This is a genomic window from Streptococcus sp. IsoGale021 (assembly GCF_031142795.1).
GTDB lineage: Bacteria > Bacillota > Bacilli > Lactobacillales > Streptococcaceae > Streptococcus > Streptococcus hominis.
Genome location: NZ_JAKZJH010000014.1, coordinates 1 through 22,705 on the forward strand (window position 1 = coordinate 1; position 22,705 = coordinate 22,705).

General features: G+C 40.6%; 19 protein-coding genes, 1 tRNA gene and 1 pseudogene. 14 read left to right on the forward strand and 7 right to left on the reverse strand.

Annotated features, from left to right (window positions below; genetic code table 11):
* Positions 1 to 171: 171 nt before the first annotated feature.
* Together RG565_RS08470 and RG565_RS08475 are read right to left on the reverse strand one after the other, a co-directional pair.
* Positions 172 to 244: transfer RNA gene (locus tag RG565_RS08470), tRNA-Lys, on the reverse strand.
* A gap of 272 nt (positions 245 to 516) precedes the next feature.
* Positions 517 to 1,788 carry a replication-associated recombination protein A gene (locus tag RG565_RS08475; protein WP_247937488.1) on the reverse strand — a complete coding sequence of 424 codons (1,272 nt, stop codon included), beginning with the start codon at positions 1,786 to 1,788 and terminating at the stop codon, positions 517 to 519.
* Between the two features lie 101 nt (positions 1,789 to 1,889).
* Between RG565_RS08475 and RG565_RS08480 the strand changes: the two genes are divergently transcribed.
* The 8 genes from RG565_RS08480 to dtd all read left to right on the forward strand — a co-directional run bounded on the left by RG565_RS08480 (position 1,890) and on the right by dtd (position 8,733).
* The gene (locus tag RG565_RS08480; protein ID WP_247937489.1) at positions 1,890 to 2,360 is read left to right on the forward strand and encodes a DUF3013 family protein; all 471 of its coding nucleotides are present in this window, start codon (positions 1,890 to 1,892) and stop codon (positions 2,358 to 2,360) included.
* Between the two features lie 49 nt (positions 2,361 to 2,409).
* The gene (locus RG565_RS08485) at positions 2,410 to 2,853 is read left to right on the forward strand and encodes an NUDIX hydrolase (RefSeq protein ID WP_247937490.1); all 444 of its coding nucleotides are present in this window, start codon (positions 2,410 to 2,412) and stop codon (positions 2,851 to 2,853) included.
* Positions 2,850 to 3,800 carry a hypothetical protein gene (locus tag RG565_RS08490; protein ID WP_247937491.1) on the forward strand — a complete coding sequence of 317 codons (951 nt, stop codon included), beginning with the start codon at positions 2,850 to 2,852 and terminating at the stop codon, positions 3,798 to 3,800. Before RG565_RS08485 ends, RG565_RS08490 begins: the two co-directional genes overlap by 4 nt.
* A 1-nt stretch (position 3,801) precedes the next feature.
* Positions 3,802 to 4,755 (forward strand): 50S ribosomal protein L11 methyltransferase, encoded by a 954-nt coding sequence (gene prmA, locus RG565_RS08495; RefSeq protein WP_247937492.1) that lies wholly within the window; start codon positions 3,802 to 3,804, stop codon positions 4,753 to 4,755.
* Positions 4,756 to 5,499, forward strand: a complete 744-nt coding sequence (locus tag RG565_RS08500; protein WP_308937468.1) for a 16S rRNA (uracil(1498)-N(3))-methyltransferase — start codon at positions 4,756 to 4,758, stop codon at positions 5,497 to 5,499.
* 165 nt (positions 5,500 to 5,664) lie between these two features.
* Complete coding sequence (locus tag RG565_RS08505) at positions 5,665 to 5,811, forward strand: hypothetical protein (RefSeq protein WP_195323341.1); 147 nt, start codon at positions 5,665 to 5,667, stop codon at positions 5,809 to 5,811.
* Positions 5,812 to 5,985: 174 nt separating this feature from the next.
* On the forward strand, positions 5,986 to 8,202 hold the full coding sequence (locus RG565_RS08510; RefSeq protein ID WP_247937494.1) for a bifunctional (p)ppGpp synthetase/guanosine-3',5'-bis(diphosphate) 3'-pyrophosphohydrolase: 2,217 nt from the start codon (positions 5,986 to 5,988) through the stop codon (positions 8,200 to 8,202).
* A gap of 87 nt (positions 8,203 to 8,289) precedes the next feature.
* Positions 8,290 to 8,733, forward strand: a complete 444-nt coding sequence (gene dtd, locus RG565_RS08515) for a D-aminoacyl-tRNA deacylase (RefSeq protein WP_221737002.1) — start codon at positions 8,290 to 8,292, stop codon at positions 8,731 to 8,733.
* Between the two features lie 122 nt (positions 8,734 to 8,855).
* Here dtd and RG565_RS08520 read toward each other — a convergent pair whose 3' ends face one another.
* The 4 genes from RG565_RS08520 to RG565_RS08535 form a co-directional block, all read right to left on the reverse strand.
* The gene (locus RG565_RS08520; protein ID WP_247937495.1) at positions 8,856 to 9,506 is read right to left on the reverse strand and encodes a metal-dependent transcriptional regulator; all 651 of its coding nucleotides are present in this window, start codon (positions 9,504 to 9,506) and stop codon (positions 8,856 to 8,858) included.
* 154 nt (positions 9,507 to 9,660) lie between these two features.
* Entirely contained in the window at positions 9,661 to 10,590 is a 930-nt protein-coding gene (locus RG565_RS08525) for a metal ABC transporter substrate-binding protein (RefSeq protein WP_049533312.1), read from the reverse strand.
* 34 nt (positions 10,591 to 10,624) lie between these two features.
* A complete protein-coding gene (locus tag RG565_RS08530) occupies positions 10,625 to 11,473 on the reverse strand; it encodes a metal ABC transporter permease (protein WP_003037625.1) in 849 nt (282 codons plus the stop codon).
* Between the two features lies 1 nt (position 11,474).
* A complete protein-coding gene (locus RG565_RS08535) occupies positions 11,475 to 12,194 on the reverse strand; it encodes a metal ABC transporter ATP-binding protein (protein WP_247937496.1) in 720 nt (239 codons plus the stop codon).
* Between the two features lie 175 nt (positions 12,195 to 12,369).
* Between RG565_RS08535 and RG565_RS08540 the strand changes: the two genes are divergently transcribed.
* From RG565_RS08540 to RG565_RS08560, 5 genes and pseudogenes are all read left to right on the forward strand, one after another.
* Positions 12,370 to 14,265, forward strand: coding sequence for a M13 family metallopeptidase (locus RG565_RS08540; protein WP_247937497.1), 1,896 nt, complete (start codon positions 12,370 to 12,372; stop codon positions 14,263 to 14,265).
* 224 nt (positions 14,266 to 14,489) lie between these two features.
* The gene (locus tag RG565_RS08545; RefSeq protein ID WP_247937498.1) at positions 14,490 to 16,253 is read left to right on the forward strand and encodes an ABC transporter ATP-binding protein/permease; all 1,764 of its coding nucleotides are present in this window, start codon (positions 14,490 to 14,492) and stop codon (positions 16,251 to 16,253) included.
* Positions 16,243 to 17,910, forward strand: a complete 1,668-nt coding sequence (locus tag RG565_RS08550) for an amino acid ABC transporter ATP-binding/permease protein (protein WP_247937499.1) — start codon at positions 16,243 to 16,245, stop codon at positions 17,908 to 17,910. Before RG565_RS08545 ends, RG565_RS08550 begins: the two co-directional genes overlap by 11 nt.
* 200 nt (positions 17,911 to 18,110) lie before the next feature.
* Positions 18,111 to 18,757, forward strand: a pseudogene (locus tag RG565_RS08555) (class I tRNA ligase family protein); the annotation flags it as partial.
* Positions 18,758 to 18,781: 24 nt separating this feature from the next.
* Positions 18,782 to 19,030, forward strand: coding sequence for a histidine phosphatase family protein (locus RG565_RS08560; protein ID WP_374989850.1), 249 nt, complete (start codon positions 18,782 to 18,784; stop codon positions 19,028 to 19,030).
* Positions 19,031 to 19,316: 286 nt separating this feature from the next.
* On the opposite strand, the gene RG565_RS08565 is transcribed toward RG565_RS08560, so the two are convergent.
* Positions 19,317 to 19,880, reverse strand: a complete 564-nt coding sequence (locus RG565_RS08565; protein ID WP_247937500.1) for an isoprenylcysteine carboxylmethyltransferase family protein — start codon at positions 19,878 to 19,880, stop codon at positions 19,317 to 19,319.
* 167 nt (positions 19,881 to 20,047) lie between these two features.
* On the opposite strand from RG565_RS08565, the gene leuS reads away from it, so the two are divergent.
* Positions 20,048 to 22,549 carry a leucine--tRNA ligase gene (gene leuS / locus RG565_RS08570; RefSeq protein WP_247937501.1) on the forward strand — a complete coding sequence of 834 codons (2,502 nt, stop codon included), beginning with the start codon at positions 20,048 to 20,050 and terminating at the stop codon, positions 22,547 to 22,549.
* Positions 22,550 to 22,705: the final 156 nt, after the last annotated feature.

Consider the following 22,705-nt stretch of genomic DNA (forward strand, 5'->3'; position numbering starts at 1 on the left):
TAACTTTAAGAAACGCATTCTCATCGCTTTGAACATCAAAAGAGAGAGAACGAATCTCGTCCTCTCTAAATCTTAGCTGACATCGACCCACTACAGTTGACAAAGAGCCAAGATTATAAGTGAGAACAACAAAAAAGCCTATCATATAGGCTTTCTACTTAAATTTTATTATGCCCCCTACAGGGCTCGAACCTGTGACCCATGGATTAAGAGTCCACTGCTCTACCAACTGAGCTAAGGAGGCAACAGAAAAAGCTGTATTGGTGCCGGACCTTCACGATTTGTATTGAACCCGCACAATTAAGCAGGTGGGCAACTCGCTCTAACTGAAGCTGCTTCCGCGTGAAACGGCCTGCAAGCTGTTAGAAGTCTTTTGTTTCCCTAATAATACAAAAAATAGTCGGTCAACACTTAAGTGTGAAGTCGTACACCACAGCGTTTCTATAATTATGATACCACAATTTTGAAAAAATTCAAGAGAAAAAATTGATTTTTTGCAAACGATACCATGATTTTTTAGTTATTTTTCAATTGATCAATCTTATTTTTAGTCATGCCAAGGGCTCGTTCGTACTTTCCATTTTCATTTGGAGTGAAATAATCAGCATTTTTTATTTTTTTAGGAAGATAGTCTTGCTGCACCCAGTTACCAGGATAATTATGTGGATATTTGTAATTTTGTGCATTTCCCAGCTCCTTGCTGCCAGCGTAGTGACCGTCTCGTAGATGACGGGGGATAGGCAAGTTCCCATTTTGGCGCAAATCAGAAAGAGCTTTATCTATAGCTACTATGGCAGAATTAGACTTAGGAGAAAGCGCTAGGTCAATGACAATATTGGCAATGAGGATGCGAGCTTCGGGGAAGCCGATTTTCTGAGCGGCTTCAAGTGCAGTCACTGTATGAATCTGAGCATCGGGATTTGCCAGACCAATGTCCTCATAAGCAATGACCGTCAGACGTCGTGCGAGACTGGAAAGGTCTCCAGCTTCAATCAAGCGAGCTGCATAATGGAGGCTGGCATTAACATCAGACCCACGGATAGACTTTTGCAGGGCGGATAGGACATCATAGTGACCGTCTCCGTCCTTGTCCATAGTAATGTAGCTCTTTTGCAGGCTGTTTTCCATCACATCGAGCGTGATGTGGCGGATGCCCTTGTCATCTTCTGGAGTAGAGAGTACGGCTAAGTCCAGTGAATTGTAGGCGGAGCGCAGGTCTCCATTGGTGGAGACGGCTATAAAGTCGAGAGCCTCCTCGTCTAGCTCCACTGGAAAATCAAATCCTCGCTCCTTGTCTGTCAAGGCTAGCTGAATGGCTGTTCGAATATCATCATTACTGAGGGGTTCCAGCTCAAAAATCTGAACGCGGCTGCGAATGGCAGGAGTGACAGAGAAGAAAGGATTTTCCGTCGTGGCACCAATCATGATGACCAGACCGTTTTCTAAGAGCGGTAGGAGGAAGTCTTGTTTGGTCTTATCCAAGCGGTGAATCTCATCTAAAAGCAGCACCAGACCACCAGAAAATTTGGCTTCTTCTGCAATCTCTTGCAGGCGCTTCTTACTATCAACGGTAGCATTAAAGGTCCGAAAAGCAAATTTGGTAGTTCCTGCAATGGCCGAGGCAATTGAAGTCTTGCCAATTCCTGGCGGACCATAGAGAATCATAGAAGACAGGCGATTGGCTTCCACCATGCGGCGAATGATTTTTCCTTCACCGACCAGATGTTTTTGACCGATGACCTGATCGATATTTTTAGGTCGCATGCGAATCGCTAAATTTTCTGGCATACATTTTCCTCCTTACTGGTATTCTTTTCAACTGTTCTGATTTATGTTACTATAGTTGTATCTATTTTAACACATTTTAAAGGATTAGAGAGAGGCTGGCTATGGCGAAGTATGGATTTTTGGATATATTAGATAAAGAAATGGAGAAAAGCTTTCCATTTGACTATGAAATCAATTGGGACAAGAAAAACCATGCAGTAGAGCTGTCATTTCTCTTAGAAGTGCAAAATGCAAATAGCATAGAACTTTTAGATATAGATGGGGAAAGTAGTGCAGAAGATGTTTTCTTTGAAGAAAGCGTTCTCTTTTATAATCCTGCTAAGTCTCACTTTGAAATAGAGGATTATCTAACAGTTGTCCCTTATGAGCCAAAGAAAGGTTTGTCTCGTGAATTCCTGACCTACTTTGTGGACTTTTTGAAGCAGACGGCCGAAGAAGGGTTAGATGCTCTCATGGACTTCCTAGCAGATCCAGTGGCAGAAGAATTTGAAATTGTCTGGAATAATAAAGCTTTTGAAAAAGCCAGAGCAGATTTGAAAGAGACGGACTTTTATCCTTATCCGAGATACTGAAATACAAGCATGTCCAAGAAGAACACTGATTTTACGGAGGTAGGGAAGAATGAGTGATATGACTGTTTTGTATCAAACGTTTGATTTTTCAGGTTGTAAAATTGCTTTGCTGCATGGTGATACAATTTTAACCATTTTAAGAGACGATATTCCCACTATTCCTTATCCCAATATGTGGGATTTTCCTGGCGGTGGGAGAGAAAAGGACGAGACGCCTTTTGAGTGCATTAAAAGAGAAGTCTTTGAGGAGCTAGGTATTGAACTCGTGGAGGATTCCATTACATGGGTCAAATGTTATCAGGGATTTGTTCATCCTGAGAAAGTTTCTGTTTTCATGGTGGCTTCTATCTGTCAAGAACTGATAGATCAGATTGTCTTTGGTGACGAAGGACAGGGCTACAAATTGGTAAATATAGAAGAATTATTAGCGGATGAAATCGTCATCCCGCAGTTGAAAAGTAGATTGGGAGATTATTTGGAGGGAGAACTATGAATGAAGGTATAGCTGCCGTTATAGCAGCGTTGGTTGCAGCTTTTGTAGCGTATTTGGTTTCAAATCGTGATTTAAGTGATTCGCTGGATTCTAAATCTGAATGGCGTAAAAAATTATTTGAAGTCGCATCTACCTATGAGTTAACTCTTGATCATGCACAGACGGTACGAGCAACATTGAGGTTTTTACCACAAGATAAAGCGGTTGAAGAATATTCTTTTGCTTGGTTTAGTAATGTTATGACTAAACATTTAGATGATTATATTCTTAGTGGCAAGTATCAGGTGGAAGAAAAAAAGTCTTGGGAAAATACTAAAAAGATAAAAGAATTGAACACTCAGTGTATAGAGATAGAGGAGTTAAAGGAAAATAAATTAAGGGCTTTTGATACTAAGATTGTACGTCTCTTTGCCATGTTCTTACTTAAATATCATTATGAAAATATAAGTTCCATGGGACCTAAAGAATATCTTTTTATCGGTAAAAGAAATAAAAATAAAACCTATAATCCTATAGTAGCAGAAGTTTACTATAAGTATATTGAATTAATTAAGGAGGAATTTAAAATGGCACAAAATGGTAAAGACTTTCAGGGAAATAAAAATGGATATAGTGCAACACTTTGGATTAAACCTGTCTTACTTTTATTTTCTTTACTGTTTATTTTGATTATAGTGATCGGATTGTTTGAAAAAATTGCTGGGAATGAGTTACTTAAAATTAAATTACTTAATATTCCATTATTCAATATTAAAATATTTGTTATTAAATTCATAGGAACTGAGTCAAAACATTTTCTCTATGCCTTTTCCTTAGTCATTGCGTTGTTATCTAGTTGTATAGTTTATCAAAAAGACAAAGAAAAGGAACAAAAACAACAGGATATGACAGGCAAAATAGAAGAATTGGACAGTGTTTTGAAACAAATTTATGGAGAAGGAAAATAACATGGAAATTTGGCAGGAATTCACGATTGAAGTGAAGCGTGAGGCGGAGGAAGCGGCCTCTAATGTTCTGATTGAGCTGGGCAGTCAGGGTGTGGCTATCGATGACAGCGCAGACTATCTGGGGCAGGTTGACCAGTATGGTGAACTTTTTCCAGAAGTTGAGCAGAGCGAACGGGTCCGGATTACTGGCTACTACCCGGATTCGGTGGATATAGAGGCCATTGCGGATCAGGTCAATGCGCGCCTGGCTGAGCTGGATGGCTTCGGCTTGGAGACAGGAGATATTCAGCTGACTCGGCAGGAGCTAGCTGAGGAGGACTGGGCGGACAACTGGAAGAAATACTTTGAGCCAGCTCGCATTACCCATGACTTGACCATCGTGCCGTCATGGACGGACTATGAGGCTGGTCCGAGTGAGAAAGTCATCAAGCTAGATCCCGGTATGGCTTTTGGAACGGGCACTCATCCGACCACCAAGATGAGTCTCTTTGCTTTGGAGCAGGTCTTGCGGGGCGGAGAAACGGTGCTGGATGTAGGCACAGGAAGTGGTGTCCTCTCCATTGCTAGCTCTCTCTTGGGCGCTAAGGATCTCTATGCCTATGACTTGGACGATGTGGCTGTCCGTGTTGCTCAGGAAAATATTGCCTTGAATGCTGGGACTGAAAATATTCATGTGGCAGCTGGCGACCTTCTCAAAGGCGTTGACATCGAGGCGGATGTCATTGTAGCTAATATTCTGGCGGATATTTTGGTAAATCTGACGGACGATGCTTACCGTTTGCTTAAGGATGAGGGCTATCTGATTATGAGCGGGATTATCTCTGAGAAATGGAATCTGGTGCGGGAGTCGGCAGAAACTGCTGGATTTTTCCTTGAGACCCACATGATTCAGGGCGAGTGGAATGCCTGTGTCTTTAAGAAAACCAAGGAGATTTCAGGAGTGATAGGAGGCTAGATGCAGCAGTATTTTGTGAAGGGACAGGTTGAAAATCCTGTCATTATCAGAGATAAAGATACCCTTAAGCATATGTTTTCTGTCATGCGTTTGGTAGAAGATGATGAAGTGGTGCTGGTTTTTGAAGATGGCATTAAACGTCTAGCAAGAGTTGCGGATAGGGAGCGCCACGTGTTGAATCTGGTAGAAGCATTTCCAGATAACGCGGAGCTGCCGCTTCATGTGACGGTTGCTTCTGGCTTTCCCAAGGGAGACAGGCTGGAATGGGTGGCTCAGAAAACGACAGAACTGGGAGCAGCTGCTATCTGGGCTTTTCCAGCAGACTGGTCTGTAGCCAAGTGGGACGGTAAGAAATTAGCAAAAAAGGCAGAAAAACTTGAAAAGATTGTTTTGGGAGCAGCCGAGCAGAGCAAACGCAATCGGGTACCAGAAGTCCGACTTTTTGAGAAGAAAATTGACTTTTTAGATTGTTTGCGCCAGTTTGACCGCGTCATTGTAGCTTATGAGGAATCTGCCAAAGAGGGGGAGTCTGCTGCTTTGGTCAAGGCTGTGACAGGACTCGAAACAGGAAGTTGGATTTTATTTGTCTTTGGGCCAGAAGGCGGTCTGTCTCCAGCAGAAATTACTACATTGGAAGAAGCAGGAGCTATACTTGTAGGGCTAGGTCCACGTATCTTGCGGACAGAGACAGCTCCACTTTACGCATTAAGTGCAGTTAGTGTTTTGACAGAATTGATACAGTAGGAAAAAGTAGCTTTAATAGCTCTCATTTCTATTGTTCTTAACTCCTAACTTTGGTATAATATAAGTGAAATATCTAGTTTAGCTAGAAAGGATGGAAACACGGAAACAAATCTGCTGGCTAGATTGCGAAAACTGCTTTTGCTTGGTAAGGAGAGGAGGTTCATCATGTCTTTATCTACCTTATTTGAGCTGTTTATTGCTATTTTAGGTGTTGTATCAGCTTGCTATCTCATTTATGCTTATGTTGAATTTATCGGAGATATGCTACATGCAGAAAAGCATCACCTCTTCCATCACAGCCCGCCTATATAAAGGCGGGCTTTTTCTAAACTTGGAGTAATTACTATTTACTGGATATGGCTTATATGTAATCGCAGTTTGAAAAAAATCGGCCATTTCTCACAGAAGCTTTGCATTCTTCTGTGTTTCCTTGTTTTCATATTGCCTTAAAAGTGATAAAATGGTAGGAAGAACTGGAGAGAGAACATGCCAAAAGAAGTGAATTTAACAGGCGATCAAGTGGTCGCTCTTACTAGAAAGTATTTATCATCAGAAGATATTGTCTTGGTTCAAAAAGCTCTATTCTATGCAGTAGATCGACATAGAGGGCAATTTCGCCAATCAGGGGAGCCTTATATTATCCATCCAATCCAAGTAGCAGGGATTTTAGCGAAGTTGAAGCTAGATGCGGTCAGTGTCGCTTGCGGTTTTTTACATGATGTTGTAGAAGACACCGCTGCAACTTTGGACGATTTGGAAGGCGAATTTGGACATGATGTGCGCGTGATTGTAGATGGTGTGACCAAACTTGGTAAAGTCAAGTATATGTCTCACGAGGAACAGTTGGCTGAAAACCACCGCAAAATGCTAATGGCGATGTCCAAGGATATCCGTGTCATTTTGGTCAAGCTGGCGGATCGTTTGCACAATATGCGAACGCTCAAGCACCTGCGCAAAGACAAGCAGGAACGTATCTCACGTGAAACCATGGAAATTTATGCTCCATTGGCTCATCGCTTGGGGATTTCGAGCGTCAAATGGGAACTGGAAGATTTAGCTTTTCGATATTTGAATCCGACAGAATTTTATAAGATTTCCCACCTGATGAAGGAAAAGCGTCGGGAACGTGAGGAATTAGTGGACGACGTGGTTCATAAGATTGAAACCTATGCGTCTGAGCGTAATCTTCATGGGGAAATTTACGGTCGTCCAAAGCATATTTATTCGATTTATCGGAAAATGCAGGACAAGAAAAAGCGTTTTGATGAAATTTATGACTTGATTGCTATTCGCTGCATTTTAGATACGCAAAGTGATGTGTATGCCATGCTTGGTTACATTCATGAACTTTGGCGACCAATGCCCGGACGTTTTAAAGATTATATTGCCAATCGTAAAGCGAACGGTTATCAGTCTATCCACACTACCGTTTATGGACCTAAAGGTCCGATTGAGTTTCAAATTCGGACGAAAGAGATGCACGAAGTGGCTGAATACGGGGTTGCCGCTCACTGGGCTTATAAAAAAGGCATTAAAGGTCAAGTTGATAGCAAAGAATCTGCGATTGGAATGAACTGGATCAAGGAGATGATGGAACTCCAAGACCAGTCTAATGATGCGCAAGATTTTGTGGATTCTGTCAAAGAAAATTACCTGGCTGAGGAAATCTATGTCTTTACACCGGACGGAGCTGTCCGCTCGTTGCCAAAAGACTCTGGACCGATTGATTTTGCTTATGAAATCCATACCAAAGTTGGTGAAAAAGCGGTCGGTGCCAAGGTAAATGGTCGCATGGTGCCACTGACTACGAAGTTAAAAACAGGGGATCAGGTCGAGATTATCACCAGTTCCAATTCCTTTGGACCAAGCCGTGACTGGATAAATGTTGTAAAAACAAGCAAGGCACGCAATAAGATTCGTCAATTTTTCAAAAACCAAGACAAGGAATTGTCCATTTCTAAAGGGCGCGAACTTTTACAGGTACAATTCCAAGAACATGGCTATGTAGCCAATAAATACATGGACAAAAAGCACATGGAAGAAGTCCTGCAAAAAACGAGCTACAAAACAGAAGAAGCTCTTTTTGCGGCAATTGGTTTTGGTGAGATTGGTGCGATTTCTATTTTTAACCGTTTGACAGAAAAAGAACGCCGTGAGGAAGAACGCGCTAAAGCGAGAGCTGAAGCAGAAGAGCTTGTCAAGGGCGGCGAAGTGAAACGGGAGAATAAAGAAACGCTGAAAGTCAAGCATGAGGGCGGCGTTATTATCCAAGGTGCGTCGGGGCTTTTGATACGGATTGCCAAATGCTGTAATCCAGTTCCTGGTGACGAGATTGTCGGGTACATTACCAAAGGTCGTGGGGTAGCAATTCACCGTAAGGACTGTATGAATCTGCGGGCGCAGGAAAATTATGAGCAGCGTTTGATTGATGTCGAATGGGAAGAAAATACCTCTACGAAAGAATATACAGCACACATTGATATTTATGGTTTGAATCGAGCAGGTCTTTTGAACGATGTGCTACAAGTCTTGTCCAATACAACCAAAAATATTTCTACTGTCAATGCACAGCCAACGAAGGATATGAAATTTGCAAACATCCATGTTTCTTTCGGAATCGCTAATTTATCTATGCTCACGACAGTTGTAGATAAGATTAAGAGCGTGCCAGAAGTTTATTCTGTCAAACGGACAAACGGCTAAGTGAGGACAACAGAGCGGAAATGTTTTGCTGGAATTGCGTTCTTGTAAATTTACTCACAAAATGTAACAGAAATTAGAAAGTTCAAAATGAAAATAGTGATTCAGCGTGTGAAGCGGGCTTCGGTATCGATTGATAGCGAACTTTATAATCAAATTCAGCAAGGGCTGCTGTTGCTAGTCGGTGTTGCTCCAGATGATGCTCAAGAAGATGTGGCGTATGCAGCGAGAAAAATTGCCAATATGCGGATTTTTTCAGATGATGAAGGCAAGATGAACTTGTCCGTCAAAGACGTAAATGGAGAAATTCTTTCTATTTCTCAATTTACCCTTTACGCAGATACAAAAAAAGGCAATCGCCCAGCTTTTACAGGCGCTGCGCAACCAGACTTGGCTAGTCAATTATATGATGATTTTAACGAATTGCTAGGTCGAGAAATAGCTGTTAAAACAGGTGTTTTCGCAGCTGATATGCAGGTTGAGTTAGTCAATGACGGACCGGTGACGATTGTGTTAGATACGAAGAATCGTTGAGAAAATGATAAATAAAAACGAGTCTGGACAAAACTGTTCCAGACTTGTTTGCTTTCTAGGATAGAACTCAATACGCATTGAGCAGTCTCTAATGTGTTGATGTTATCAGCTTTGACTTCCTTTTATATTTTTTCCACATAAAGCTGTTGAGCGATAACAGAGTTGACTTGCAGCTCTTTTCCATTGACCTTGAGCGCATACAGTTGAGCGTAAGGATCGTATTGCTCCAGAATCAGCGTATCTCCCAGATGTAAATCGTGTTTTTCCAAATATTTTAATAATTCAAATTCATCGTGAACTCGTGCTAAGCGATAGGTCCCAGCATTTTCAACTTGATCCAATGTTAGTTGATACTTTTCAACTAGTAATTCACCTTTTGCAGGAATGGTTCCGCCGTGGGGGCAGGTTTCTGGGTAACCTAGCATTTTTTCTAAACGCTCGACAAATAATTCTGAAACGGTGTGTTCTAAAACTTCCGCTTCCTCGTGGATTTGATCTGTTGTGGTGTATTGTAGATTGTGTACCAGAAAATATTCAATTAAGCGATGTTTGCGATATAGTTCAGAGACAAGGTGGAGACCAAGCCTGGTCAATAAATAGCCCTTAATCTTATCTTTTATAATTAATTTTTCAGCAATCATCTTTTTAATCATTTCTGTGACAGCAGGGGGAGACACCTGCATTTGGGCCGCGATTTCTTTATTTGTAATTTTTTGAGTATGCGTACCGATCTCATAAATACATTTGAGGTAATCTTCTTTGTTTGGGGTCATGTTGTCCTTTTACTCCTTATCTTACTAGTATATCAAAAATAACTTAAGAATACAGCCGATAACCGCTTGTTTCAGAGAATGTAAGGCTTATTATTCAAGAAGAATTTTAAGTAAAAAGGAACTGGCAATCAATTCCGGCTCCTTTTTCCATTTCTTATTTACTAAGACCTTCTGAAATCTTATCTAAGTTCCATTTCATCATGTCATAGTAGCTATCGCCTTTTTCTCCTTTTTCGGCGACTGAGTCAGTGAAAATTTTAGCATAAATTGGAATCTTTGTATCTTTTGAAACGGTCTTCATTGGACGTTCATCGACACTACTTTCGACAAAGAGTGAAGGGACTTTTGTTTTACGAAGTTTTTCAACTAGTGTTTTGATTTGGTCTGGAGTTCCTTCTTCTTCGGTGTTGATTTCCCAAATGTAAGCAGAAGGCACGCCGTAGGCTTTAGAGAAGTATTTGAAGCAACCTTCACTGGTAACAATCATTTTCTTTTCAGCAGGAATGTTGTTGAATTTTGCTTTTGCTTCCTTGTCCAATGCTTCAAGTTTCGCAGTATAGGCTTTCAAGTTCTTTTCGTAAGTTTCTTTATTCTTAGGATCTTTTTCAATCAAACGTTTTGCAATATTTTTTGCATAGATAATTCCGTTTTCAAGATTGAGCCAAGCGTGTGGATCTTCTTTTCCTTTTTCATTCTGACCTTCAAGATAAATGACCTCAACACCGTCACTTACAGCATAGTAATCTTTGTTTTCAGTCTTTTTCGCATTTTTAACTAATTTTGTAAACCAAGCATTTCCACCTGTTTCAAGATTGATACCATTATAGAAGATTAAATCAGCATTAGAAGTTTTCTTGACATCGTCTGGTAATGGTTCGTATTCATGTGGGTCTTTTCCAACTGGAACAATGCTGTGCAGATTGATTTTATCACCAGCGATATTTTTTGTAATATCAGCAATGATCGAGTTGGTAGCAACAACATTCAATTTTGAATTCTTAGTAGATGTTCCTTTCTGACCAGCGCAGGCAAAGAGTCCTACGACAGCCAAAAATAGAACGGCGACAAAACCTAATTTTTTCATATAAGGTTCTCCTTTGATAAATTTAATACTAACTTTATTTTAGCTTGGGTTTGTTTTTAAGTTTGTTAAATCGTTGTTTTGGAGCGATAAAGAAACTAATGGCAAAGATAATGGCGGACGTCAGTACAATGCTTGAGCCAGCCGCAACATTAAAGGTATAGCCAATGAAAAGTCCTAAGACAGATGCAATTGCCCCCAAGCTAGAAGACAAGATAATCATCGTTTTAAGACTGTTAGCGTAAAGATAAGCAGTAGCAGCAGGTGTAATCAGCATAGCAACAATCAAAATTGTTCCCACGCTTTGCATAGCTGTAACTGCAACCAGCGTCAAGAGAATCATTAAGAGATAATGATAAAAGTTGACTGGCATCCCCATCGCTTTTGCCAGAAGTGGATCGAAAGATGTAATCAATAATTCTTTGAAGAATAGTCCAATAATAATTAGAACAGCGATTCCGACACCGATTGTAATCCACATATCAATGTCTTGCACAGCTAAGATATTTCCAAAAAGAATATGGAAAAGGTCGGTTGAACTATTAGCAACTCCAATCAAAATGACTCCAAGAGCTAAAAAGGAACTAAAAGTTATTCCAATGGCAGTATCACTTTTGATAATTGAATTTCCTTTAATATAAGTAATAATGACCGAAGCTAAAAGTCCAAAAACAATGGCTCCGATAAAGAAGTTGATTCCTAAAATAAAGGAGAGTGCAACTCCCGGCAAGACCGCATGTGAAATGGCATCGCCCATCAAAGACATGCCTCTTAGGATAATGAAGCAACCAACTGCTCCAGCAACAATCCCGATGACAATGGCTGTAATCAGCGCATTTTGTAGAAAATGGAAATTTTGTAGTCCATCAATAAATTCTGAAAACATATTAGAGACCTCCATTCACAAAAAGCTGAGAGCCATAGGCTTTTTTCAAGTTTTCTTCTGTGAAAGTTGATGAAGTTTCCCCAATGGCAATGAGTTCTTTATTCAAAATTAAAACTTGATCAAAGTAATGTGGGACTTTTCCTAAGTCATGGTGAACAATGAGAATCGTTTTTCCTTGTTGTTTTAGACTGCGTAGCGTTGTCATGATGATTTCTTCACTGATTGAATCAATCCCAACGAATGGTTCATCCAGAAAGATACAGTCAGCTTCTTGTACTAGACAGCGCGCAATCAAGATCCGTTGAAATTGCCCTCCTGACAATTGGCTGATTTGGCGTTCAGCATAATCCTCTAAGCCGACAATGCGTAACGCATTTGTCACCTTGTCCCAGTCTGTGCTTGTTAGTCTGTGGAAGAGTTTCACTTTTGGATACAGTCCAAGAGACACACACTCTTTCACTTTGATAGGGAAGTTGTAGTCAATGTGAACTTTTTGTTCCACATAAGCTACATGGCTAAGTACCTTTGAGAATTCTTTATCATCAAGATAAGTTTGTCCAACATGATCAATGATGCCCAACATTCCTTTTAAAAGGGTTGATTTACCAGCTCCGTTGGGACCAATAACTCCCATGATAGTTGGGCCTTGGATTTCCAAAGAAATCTGATTGAGAGCAAGCGTTTCCTGATAAGAGACACTTAAATTTTCGATACGTATCATTTTTATACACCCCTACTATTAATATACCTTAAAATAAAAATTAAGTCAAGTTAATTTTTAGATTTTTTAAGAAAATCAGAAGCAAGGTTTGCCAGAAAACTCCCTTTTGATAAAAGTTTGATTATTCAGAACTTTTTTGATAGGATTAAGATAAAACAATGAAAGCGAGAACAAGATGACACGTTTACAAGATGATTTTTTTGACTATGTTAATGGTGAATGGGAAAAAACAGCAGTTATTCCTGATGATAAGCCTATGACAGGTGGATTTATGGATTTGGATCAAGATATTGAAAAATTGATGCTAGCAACAACTGATAAATGGTTAGCAGGTCAAGATGTTCCAGAAGATCCAATTTTGCAAAATTTTGTGAAATACCACCGTTTGGTGGCAGATTTTGACGGACGGGAACAAGCAGGAGTTGCTCCGGCAATGCCGCTAGTAGAAGAATATAAAGCGCTCGGCTCTTTCAAAGAATTTACTGGAAAGATTGCTGAATATGAAATGGCTGGAAAGCCAAATTTCTTTACTTTTGACGTCGCGCCAGACTTTATGAATGCGCAAATGAATGTTCTCTGGGCTGATGCACCTGGAATCATTTTGCCAGATACAACCTACTATGAAGAAGGAAATGAAAAAGGTAAGGAATTGCTGGCAATTTGGCGGAAAATGCAGGAAGAACTGCTGCCTAAATTTGGCTTTTCGAAAGAAGAAACAAAAGATATTTTAGATAAATATCTGGAATTGGATGCTAAATTAGCCAAGTATGTCCTGTCAAATGAAGAAAGCTCAGAATATGTGAAATTATATCATCCTTATGATTGGGCAGATTTCACGAAGCTAGCTCCAGAATTGCCACTTGATGCGATTTTTACAGAGATTTTGGGACAAATCCCAGACAAGGTGATTGTTCCGCAAGAGCGCTTCTGGAAAGAGTTTGCGGCGGAATATTATTCAGAAAATAATTGGGCTGCTATCCATGCAGGATTGAAATTGTTTGCGGCTGGAGCATGGACTTCTTTACTCACTGAAGAAATTCGTGTCCTTTCAGGGATCTATGCACGCGCTATCTCAGGTGTCCCAGAACCCCGTCCAAAAGAAAAGGCAGCTTACCAGCTAGCGCAAGGTCCGTATAACCAAGCCCTTGGTCTTTGGTATGCGGGAGAAAAATTCTCACCTGAAGCAAAAGCAGATGTAGAGCATAAAGTTGCTGCTATGATTGATGTTTATAAGTCGCGTCTGGAAACGGCGGATTGGCTCGCTAAGGAAACACGTGACAAAGCGATTGTCAAGCTCAATGTCATCACACCGCATATCGGCTATCCAGAGAAATTGCCAGAAACCTATGAGAAAAAAGTGATTGATGAGAATTTGAGCTTAGTTGAGAATGCTCGAAACTTAGCAAAAATTTCTATTGCGCATACATGGAGCAAGTGGAACAAGGAAGTGGATCGCAGTGAATGGCACATGCCAGCTCATATGGTCAATGCATATTATGACCCACAGCAAAATCAAATTGTGTTCCCAGCAGCTATTCTCCAAGCGCCATTTTATGATTTACATCAATCTTCATCAGCCAACTATGGCGGTATCGGTGCGGTGATTGCTCATGAAATTTCACATGCATTTGATTCAAATGGAGCTTCATTTGACGAACACGGAAGTCTAAATAACTGGTGGAAGCCAGAAGATTATGAAGCTTTCCAAGAACGTACTCAAAAAGTGATTGAACAATTTGATGGTAAAGATTCTTATGGAGCTAAAGTTAATGGGAAATTAACTGTGTCAGAGAATATTGCAGATCTAGGTGGTATTGCGGCAGCACTGGAAGCCGCTAAGAAAGAAGTAGACTTCTCTGCAGAAGAATTCTTTACGAACTTTGCTCGTATTTGGCGCATGAAAGCTCGTCCAGAATACATGCAAATGTTAGCTAGCGTGGACGTGCATGCTCCCGGAAAACTCCGGACAAATGTACAATTGCCAAACTTTGATGATTTCTTTACGACTTTTGATGTTAAAAAAGGCGACGGCATGTGGCGCAAACCAGAAGAACGCGTGATTATTTGGTAATGGCATCACTTTATTCAAAACCAGTTGGAATGGTCAGCTGGTTTTTTGTGTGTTTAGCGTAGAGAGGCTGGCTAATTGATTTGTCTTATGAATAAATTTCACAAGGAAGGAAAGTTTTCATGGACTGCACAAATTAAAAAAACTGAAAATTTAATTTATTTCTCTACTTGGGAGTGTTATAATGAATAAATATAGAACAGAATAAAGAATATGAGGAGAAAGTGATGGCAGAAGAGCAAGAAAAAATATCACGTGGCAGAAAGAAAGAGCTGATTGCTCGTTTGAAAGAACTGATCCAGCCTAAAATGAAACTGATTTATCTATCGGCTTTTTTAGCTTGGCTTCAATTCATCATGCGGATTTTGAGCTTTGCATTGATAGCAAAAGTTTTGTCGGATTTATATGAGGGAACACCATTGAATTTTTTGTCGGTTCTTTTTTGGCTGTTTTTCTTTTCTTGTTTAGGTTTTGCGCTTTCGCTTCTGGCGAAAAATTTTCAAGGAGTAGCTTCGCAGTTTGCTCGCAACAAACTAAAAGCAGTATTTTTTCAGGCTTTCGTAAATAAAGACGGAGAATTTCAGGATAGTAAGACGGCTGCAGATGTTTTGACGGTAGCGTCACAAGGAATTGACAGTTTGGATACGTATTATTCTTATTATCTCCCCTTAAATCTACGAACGTATTTGAATTGCTTGACAGTGTTGGTGATTGTGTTTTTTCTGTTCCCTACTGGCGGTTTGATTTTTATTCTTTCGCTGCTTTTGATTCCTATGTCTATCATTCTCATGCAGAAGCGTTCGCGCAGGATTATGAATCGTTACTGGGCTTCTTATATGGACGTTGGCGATCTCTTTTTAGATGATCTTCAGGGGCTGAACACTCTTTATTCTTATCAGGCAGATGCTAAATATGAAAAGGAATTTGCAGCGCAAGCAGAGGATTTTCGTGATGCAACTATGGAACTTCTAGGATTTCAGCTGCAGTCAGTTGGCTACATGGATGCAGTCATGTACTTGGGGATTGGCGTGTCAGGATTCGTTGCAGCTTCCATGTTACAAGCAGGGCACTTATCACTGTTTGCTATGATTTACTTTGTTTTCATTGCGACTGAGTTTTTCACGCCGATTCGTGAAGCTGGTTATGGAATGCATTTAGTTATGATGAATACCAAAATGGCTGATCGAATTTTTGGATTTTTGGACTCAATTGAAAAAGAAGCAAAAGAGGAACAGCAGGAATTGCCTCCTTTTAGTGAATTGACAGTTAATGGTTTGGATTTTGCTTTTGCGGATAGAAAATTATTTGAAAATCTAAGCTTTAAAATGAAACGTGGACAAATCTTAGCCATTGCAGGAGAAAGCGGCCGTGGGAAAACAACGTTAGCCAAGCTGTTGTTGGGGAAACGACAGGCGGACAGAGGTTCCATTTTCTTAGGAGAAAAAGAAATCAAAAGCCTATCCAAATCAACCATTTATCAGGAAGTCATGTATGTGTCAGCAAATAGTGTTCTTTTAAACGCATCCATTCTTGAAAATTTACAGTTGGCGGTAGATTGGTCGCGGGTTGAATTAGAGGACTGGCTGGCTGAAAAAGGCGTTTTAGCGTTTGTAAGAGATCTGCCTCAAGGTCTCGATACTCTTGTGGGGGAAAACGGCAGTCAATTATCACCGGGGCAACGCCAGCAGATCATTTGTGTGCGAGCTATCTTGGCCAAGCGTTCACTCTATCTGTTTGATGAAGTGACATCCAGTGTAGATAAAGACAATGAAGTGGCTATCTATGATTTGCTAAATTTGGTAGCGCAAGACGCACTTGTCATTGAGATTACTCACAAGATGAAACAAGTCGTTAAAGCAAGTCGAGTTCTCTTTATAGGAAAAGAAAAAACGGTTTTGGGAACACCGGCAGAAGTCTATGAACAGAGTGAAGAATACCGCCAATTGGCAAATACCCAGCAAGAATTGGAGGAATTAACGCATGGAAACTAAAAAACGTTACACAACTCGTGCTATCCTCAGCAGACTTTTTCAGGTGATGAACCATTTGCTCCCTTTTATTGCTCTAGCGGTTTTCTTTGCGGTACTGGGCTTTGTCACGACGGTGGCAATTCCAACTCTGGTGATTGTATTAGGTTTTCATGTTTTAAATGGTCAGCAGCCTGCTTGGTGGAGTCTGATCTTACTGATTGGACTAGCCCTAGCTCGAGGCGCTTTTCGTTATGGCGAGCATTATTTCGGGCATTTTGTTGCCTTCCATTCTCTGGCGGATTTACGTAAGCTCATTTTTGCGAAGCTTCGTCGTTTGGCACCAGCAAAGTTGGATCGTCAGGACAGCGGCAAATTGCTCAAGATGATTGGTGAAGATATTGAAGCGCTGGAAATCTTTTTTGCACATACGATAGCTCCTATTTGTACAGGGTTCTTGACAGCTCTTTTGATGGGAATGTATTTTGCATATTTCTCGTTTTGGTTTGCTTTAGTGACTTTAATGACTTATGGGATTTTAGCTATTATTTTACCGAGAATGTTTGCTCTCGGTTTACAAGATATTTTGCAGAAGCAAAATCAGGAACGCTCGAATTATGTTTCTTTTTTCTTGGAAAGTCTGAAAGCGATGGGCGATTTGTCTCAATTTGGCAAGAGTCGCGAACGATTTGCAGAATTGACGGGCAAAAGTCAGACTGTGAACCAGTTGGAAAGACAGGTTACCCAGAAACAATATCTACAGCAAACGGTAACCTTTTTGGTGGTGGGACTGTCTCTTACAAGCGTTGCTCTTTTGGCATTCTATCAAGTGGAAAATCATCAGTTATCTTGGCAGGAAGCGGTTCTCGTTTTAGTTGCTTTTTCTAGCTCTTTTGCTCCTTTTTTAGAATTAGGACGCCTGCCTTTAGGATTTAAACGTGCTATGAATGCTGGTTGTACTGTTTTTGCTCTCTTAGATGAGGTAGAGCCCGTCCAAACTGGTCAGGAAATAGCTGTCACTTTAGACGATATTCTGATTGAGAATATGGATTTTGCTTACGACAATCGTCAGCAAAAGCTGTTTAATAATTTCTCTGCACATTTTGAAAAAGGGAAGATTATTGGCTTGATTGGTAAGAGTGGTAGTGGTAAATCAACCCTGATGAAGCTCATTATGCGTTGGTATGACAGCAATGCTGGTTCAGTTTTTCTTACTGGTGTAGACGCCAGAGAAATCAATCGTCAGCATTTGCAGGCCTCATTTGCCTATGTACCACAGATAGCTCAGCTTTTTCACCAATCTTTGAGAGAAAATCTCTTACTGGGGAGAAACGACATTAGTGATGAAAGTATCTGGAAGTTGGCAGAAAGATGCCGACTAAAAGAGTGCCTAGAAAGATTGCCGAATGGTTTGGATACAATTATTGACGGTGAACGTGACTTTTCAGCTGGAGAAAGACAGCGTTTAGAGCTTATGCGGGCACTCTCGAAAAAGGCGGATTGTTATATCTTTGATGAGCCGACTAGCAATCTTGATTCGCTCAACGAAGCGGCGTTTCTATCTATTGTAAAAGAAGAATGCCAAGGAATGATTTTTATGATTTCACACCGTCTGTCAACAGTGGCATTTGCAGGTGAAATCTATGAATTGGACGCATCGTGGTTAAAACGACTGCAATAAAAAGGGTAGAATAAATGCTAGGCTTCATATTTTAGGATTTTCCATTTAGCTATGGAGTTAAAACTTCTCAATAAAATGATCTAGAAAACAAATCCAGTTAGTAAAGTATTCTTTTTTGATTATGTCTCCTCTTTCCCTAATTATGCCTTTTAAAATCGCCTAAAAATGGTATAATAACATCACAAAATTGGAGTGAATCAATGACTTTTTATAATCACAAATCAATTGAAAAAAATGGCAACATTATTGGGCTGAAAATCATACCTTCAAGACAGGAACAGATGCTGACAAACCAAACTTTTATGCGCTGGATATGTTTCCTTACCCATCTGGAGCAGGTCTGCACGTAGGACACCCAGAAGGCTACACGGCGACTGATATTCTCAGCCGTTTCAAACGTGCGCAAGGCTACAACGTTCTTCACCCAATGGGCTGGGATGCTTTTGGGCTTCCTGCTGAGCAATACGCGATGGACACAGGAAATGACCCAGCTGAGTTTACGGCAGAAAACATTGCCAATTTCAAACGCCAAATCAACTCACTTGGTTTCTCATATGACTGGGATCGTGAAGTGAATACAACGGATCCTAACTACTACAAATGGACTCAGTGGATTTTCACAAAATTATATGAAAAAGGCTTGGCATACGAAGCCGAAGTACCAGTAAACTGGGTTGAGGAACTAGGAACAGCTATCGCCAATGAAGAAGTCCTTCCAGATGGGACATCGGAGCGTGGTGGCTATCCAGTTGTCCGCAAACCAATGCGCCAATGGATGCTTAAAATCACTGCCTATGCAGAGTTGGCAGAAGGCTTGGTAGAGGTTGATACTGCTGGTTGGGCAGAAGGCTGGGAAAAACTCAGTAGCCGAATTAAGGAAGGCTTTGAATCGATTGCCAAAGAAATGGAAGAACAAGGTGGTGGGAATGCCCTTGTTGTCAGCCACGGGATGACCATTGGAACCATTGTGTACCTAATCAATGGCATGCATCCGCATGGTCTCGATAATGGTAGCGTGACGATTCTTGAATATGAGAACGGCCAGTTTACGGTTCAAGTCGTTGGCGACCGTAGCTATCGAGAACTCGGACGTGAGAAGATTGAAGAAATAAAAAATTGATAGAAGTTAGCTCCGATTAGGAGCTAATTTTGAGTTAAAGGGTATGATTTAAATCAATAGTTCCGAAAAAGTAAAAATTTTTGGGAGATGTTATGAAAGGAAGGTTAGAATCGTTTTGGAGAAATCCCAAAGTTCAATATAGTGGCATCCGATATAAACAGAGTGAAATCAAACTAAAAGGATTGAATCTTGTATAACGCAAAACTCAATCCTTCATTAAAGAAATATTTATCATGTTTAGTAATCAGTCAAATCTAGTTGAAAGGTATGTTATATTTGAATGAAATTACCAAATATAAGGGAAAATTCGATAGCGAACCTTTTGACAGTATGTTTCATATGCTTTTCCAAAATGATTGTGTAAGGCTTTTTCTTCTACCTTTAATCGAATACTGTAACCAACTACCAATAGAATGAGACAAATAATAATTGTGAGAGGATTTAATGAAACAATTGACAAGCCAAGTATGGATACGATACTACCAGTATAGGCAGGATTTCTCACTATAGAGTAGGGACCTGCTTCTACCAATTGTTGACTATCTGTTGTTTGAACAGCAAGTGTAAAATTCTTCCCAAGATAATTAACTGCATAGATACGTAATATAAAGCCGGCTAGAGAAAGGAGAATTCCAATATAGATCAAAAAATGTGGTAGTTGAGCTATAGAAGGTAGAAGTTGTTCATTCATTAATAGAAGACAACAAACAACACTACCAATAATGATGTAACGACTTCCTTTGTCTTCTGAGTTATTTTCATTGTTTGATTTTGTTTTCCTTTTAATCCACGTTTCTGTGATGATGAAAAGGAGAATGAACCCATATGCAAAAATCGTTTGTAAATCCATGATATTTCCTCCAGCTAGCATTATACAACTTTTAATTTTGGTGGTCAATTAAAAGGAAATAGTTAGAGTATGTTTTGTAATAGGTATCAATGGAAACTTCATGATTTCATCTGTAAAAATCTCTTGAAAATGGTATAATAGTAACATCATAAAATTGGAGAAATAGCATGAGTTTTTACAATCATAAGGAAATTGAGCCTAAGTGGCAGGGCTACTGGGCGAAACATCATACATTTAAGACAGGAACAGATGCTTCAAAACCGAAGTTCTATGCTCTCGATATGTTCCCATATCCTTCAGGGGCTGGATTACACGTAGGACACCCAGAAGGCTATACAGCAACGGATATTCTTAGCCGTTACAAACGTGCGCAAGGCTACAATGTCCTTCATCCAATGGGGTGGGATGCCTTTGGTCTGCCCGCAGAGCAATACGCGATGGATACGGGGAATGACCCAGCAGAATTTACGGCGGAAAATATTGCCAACTTCAAACGCCAAATCAACGCGCTTGGATTTTCTTATGACTGGAATCGTGAAGTTAACACGACAGATCCAAACTACTATAAGTGGACGCAGTGGATCTTCACCAAGCTTTACGAAAAAGGTTTGGCCTATGAAGCTGAAGTGCCAGTAAACTGGGTTGAGGAACTAGGAACGGCCATTGCAAACGAAGAAGTCCTTCCTGATGGAACTTCTGAGCGTGGAGGCTATCCAGTTGTCCGCAAACCAATGCGCCAATGGATGCTCAAAATCACGGCCTATGCAGAGCGCTTGCTCAATGACTTGGATGACCTTGACTGGCCAGAGTCTATCAAGGATATGCAACGCAACTGGATCGGGAAATCAACTGGTGCTAATGTCACCTTCAGAGTAAAAGGAACAGATAAGGAATTCACCGTCTTTACCACTCGTCCAGATACATTATTTGGTGCGACTTACGCTGTTTTAGCGCCTGAGCACCCACTTGTTGAAGCTATTACAACACCAGAACAAGCGCAAGCAGTTGCTGACTACAAACATCAAGCAAGCCTTAAATCTGACCTTGCTCGTACGGACCTTGCTAAAGAAAAAACAGGTGTTTGGACTGGTAGCTATGCCATTAACCCAGTAAATGGTAAAGAAATGCCAATCTGGATTGCCGATTATGTGCTTGCTAGCTATGGGACAGGAGCTATTATGGCAGTTCCTGCGCATGATGATCGCGACTGGGAATTTGCAAAACAATTCGATTTGGATATCATTCCAGTTCTCGAAGGCGGAAATGTTGAAGAGGAAGCTTACACAGAAGACGGACTTCACATCAACTCTGGTTTCCTAGATGGACTTGATAAAGCGCAAGCTATTGACAAAATGGTTGAATGGCTTGAAGCAGAAGGCGTTGGTAACAAGAAAGTGACTTACCGCTTGCGTGACTGGCTCTTCTCACGTCAACGTTATTGGGGTGAACCAATCCCAATCATCCATTGGGAAGACGGTACAACAACAGCTGTTCCAGAGGAGCAATTACCACTTGTATTGCCAGTAACCAAAGACATCAAACCTTCCGGTACAGGGGAATCCCCACTTGCTAACTTGACCGATTGGCTGGAAGTGACCCGTGAAGACGGGGTGAAGGGCCGCCGTGAAACCAATACTATGCCTCAATGGGCTGGTTCCAGCTGGTATTATCTGCGCTATATTGATCCACACAACGATGAAAAATTAGCAGATGAAGAATTGTTGAAACAATGGCTACCAGTTGATATTTACATCGGTGGTGCAGAACACGCTGTGCTTCACCTTCTTTACGCTCGTTTCTGGCATAAATTCCTTTATGATTTAGGTATCGTTCCAACCAAGGAACCATTCCAAAAGCTCTTTAACCAAGGGATGATTTTGGGAACAAGCTACCGCGATCACCGTGGTGCACTTGTGGCAACTGACAAAGTTGAAAAACGTGACGGTTCATTCTTTCACATTGAAACTGGTGAAGAACTTGAACAAGCACCAGCGAAAATGTCTAAATCACTTAAAAACGTTGTGAACCCTGATGATGTGGTTGAACATTATGGTGCAGATACACTTCGCGTGTACGAAATGTTCATGGGACCGCTTGATGCCTCAATCGCATGGTCTGAAGAAGGTCTTGAAGGCTCGCGTAAATTCCTCGACCGCGTTTACCGCTTGCTGACTAGCAAGGAAATTGTGGCAGAAAACAGTGGTGCGCTTGATAAAGTCTACAACCAGACAGTCAAAGCTGTAACTGAGCAGATTGAAGAACTCAAGTTCAATACAGCCATTGCCCAGCTCATGGTCTTTGTTAATAGCGCCAACAAGGAAGACCGTCTCTATGTGGAATATGCAAAAGGCTTGATCCAACTCCTAGCTCCATTTGCACCGCACTTGGCAGAAGAGCTCTGGCAAGGATTGACACAATCAGGCGAGTCTATTTCATACGTTCTTTGGCCAACCTGGGATGAAGCAAAACTCGTTGAAGACGAGATTGAAATTGTTCTCCAAATCAAGGGCAAAGTTCGTGCGAAACTCGTTGTAGCAAAAGATTCCAGCCGTGAAGAACTTGAAAAACTTGCTCTTGCCAACGAAAAAATTAAGTCAGAAATCACTGGCAAAGAAATCATCAAAGTGATTGTAGTCCCTAACAAACTTGTTAATATTGTTGTTAAGTAATAGGTTCTGTTAGCCGTAACCCCAACCTTCAATAGTTTCTCAGGCTATTGAAGTCACCTAAATTGGCGAATATTGTTGCGAAATAAAAGAAAAATGAGGATTCTGATAACATTTGGAATCCTTTTTTGCTACCTTAAACTAAAAAAGCTTAAACTT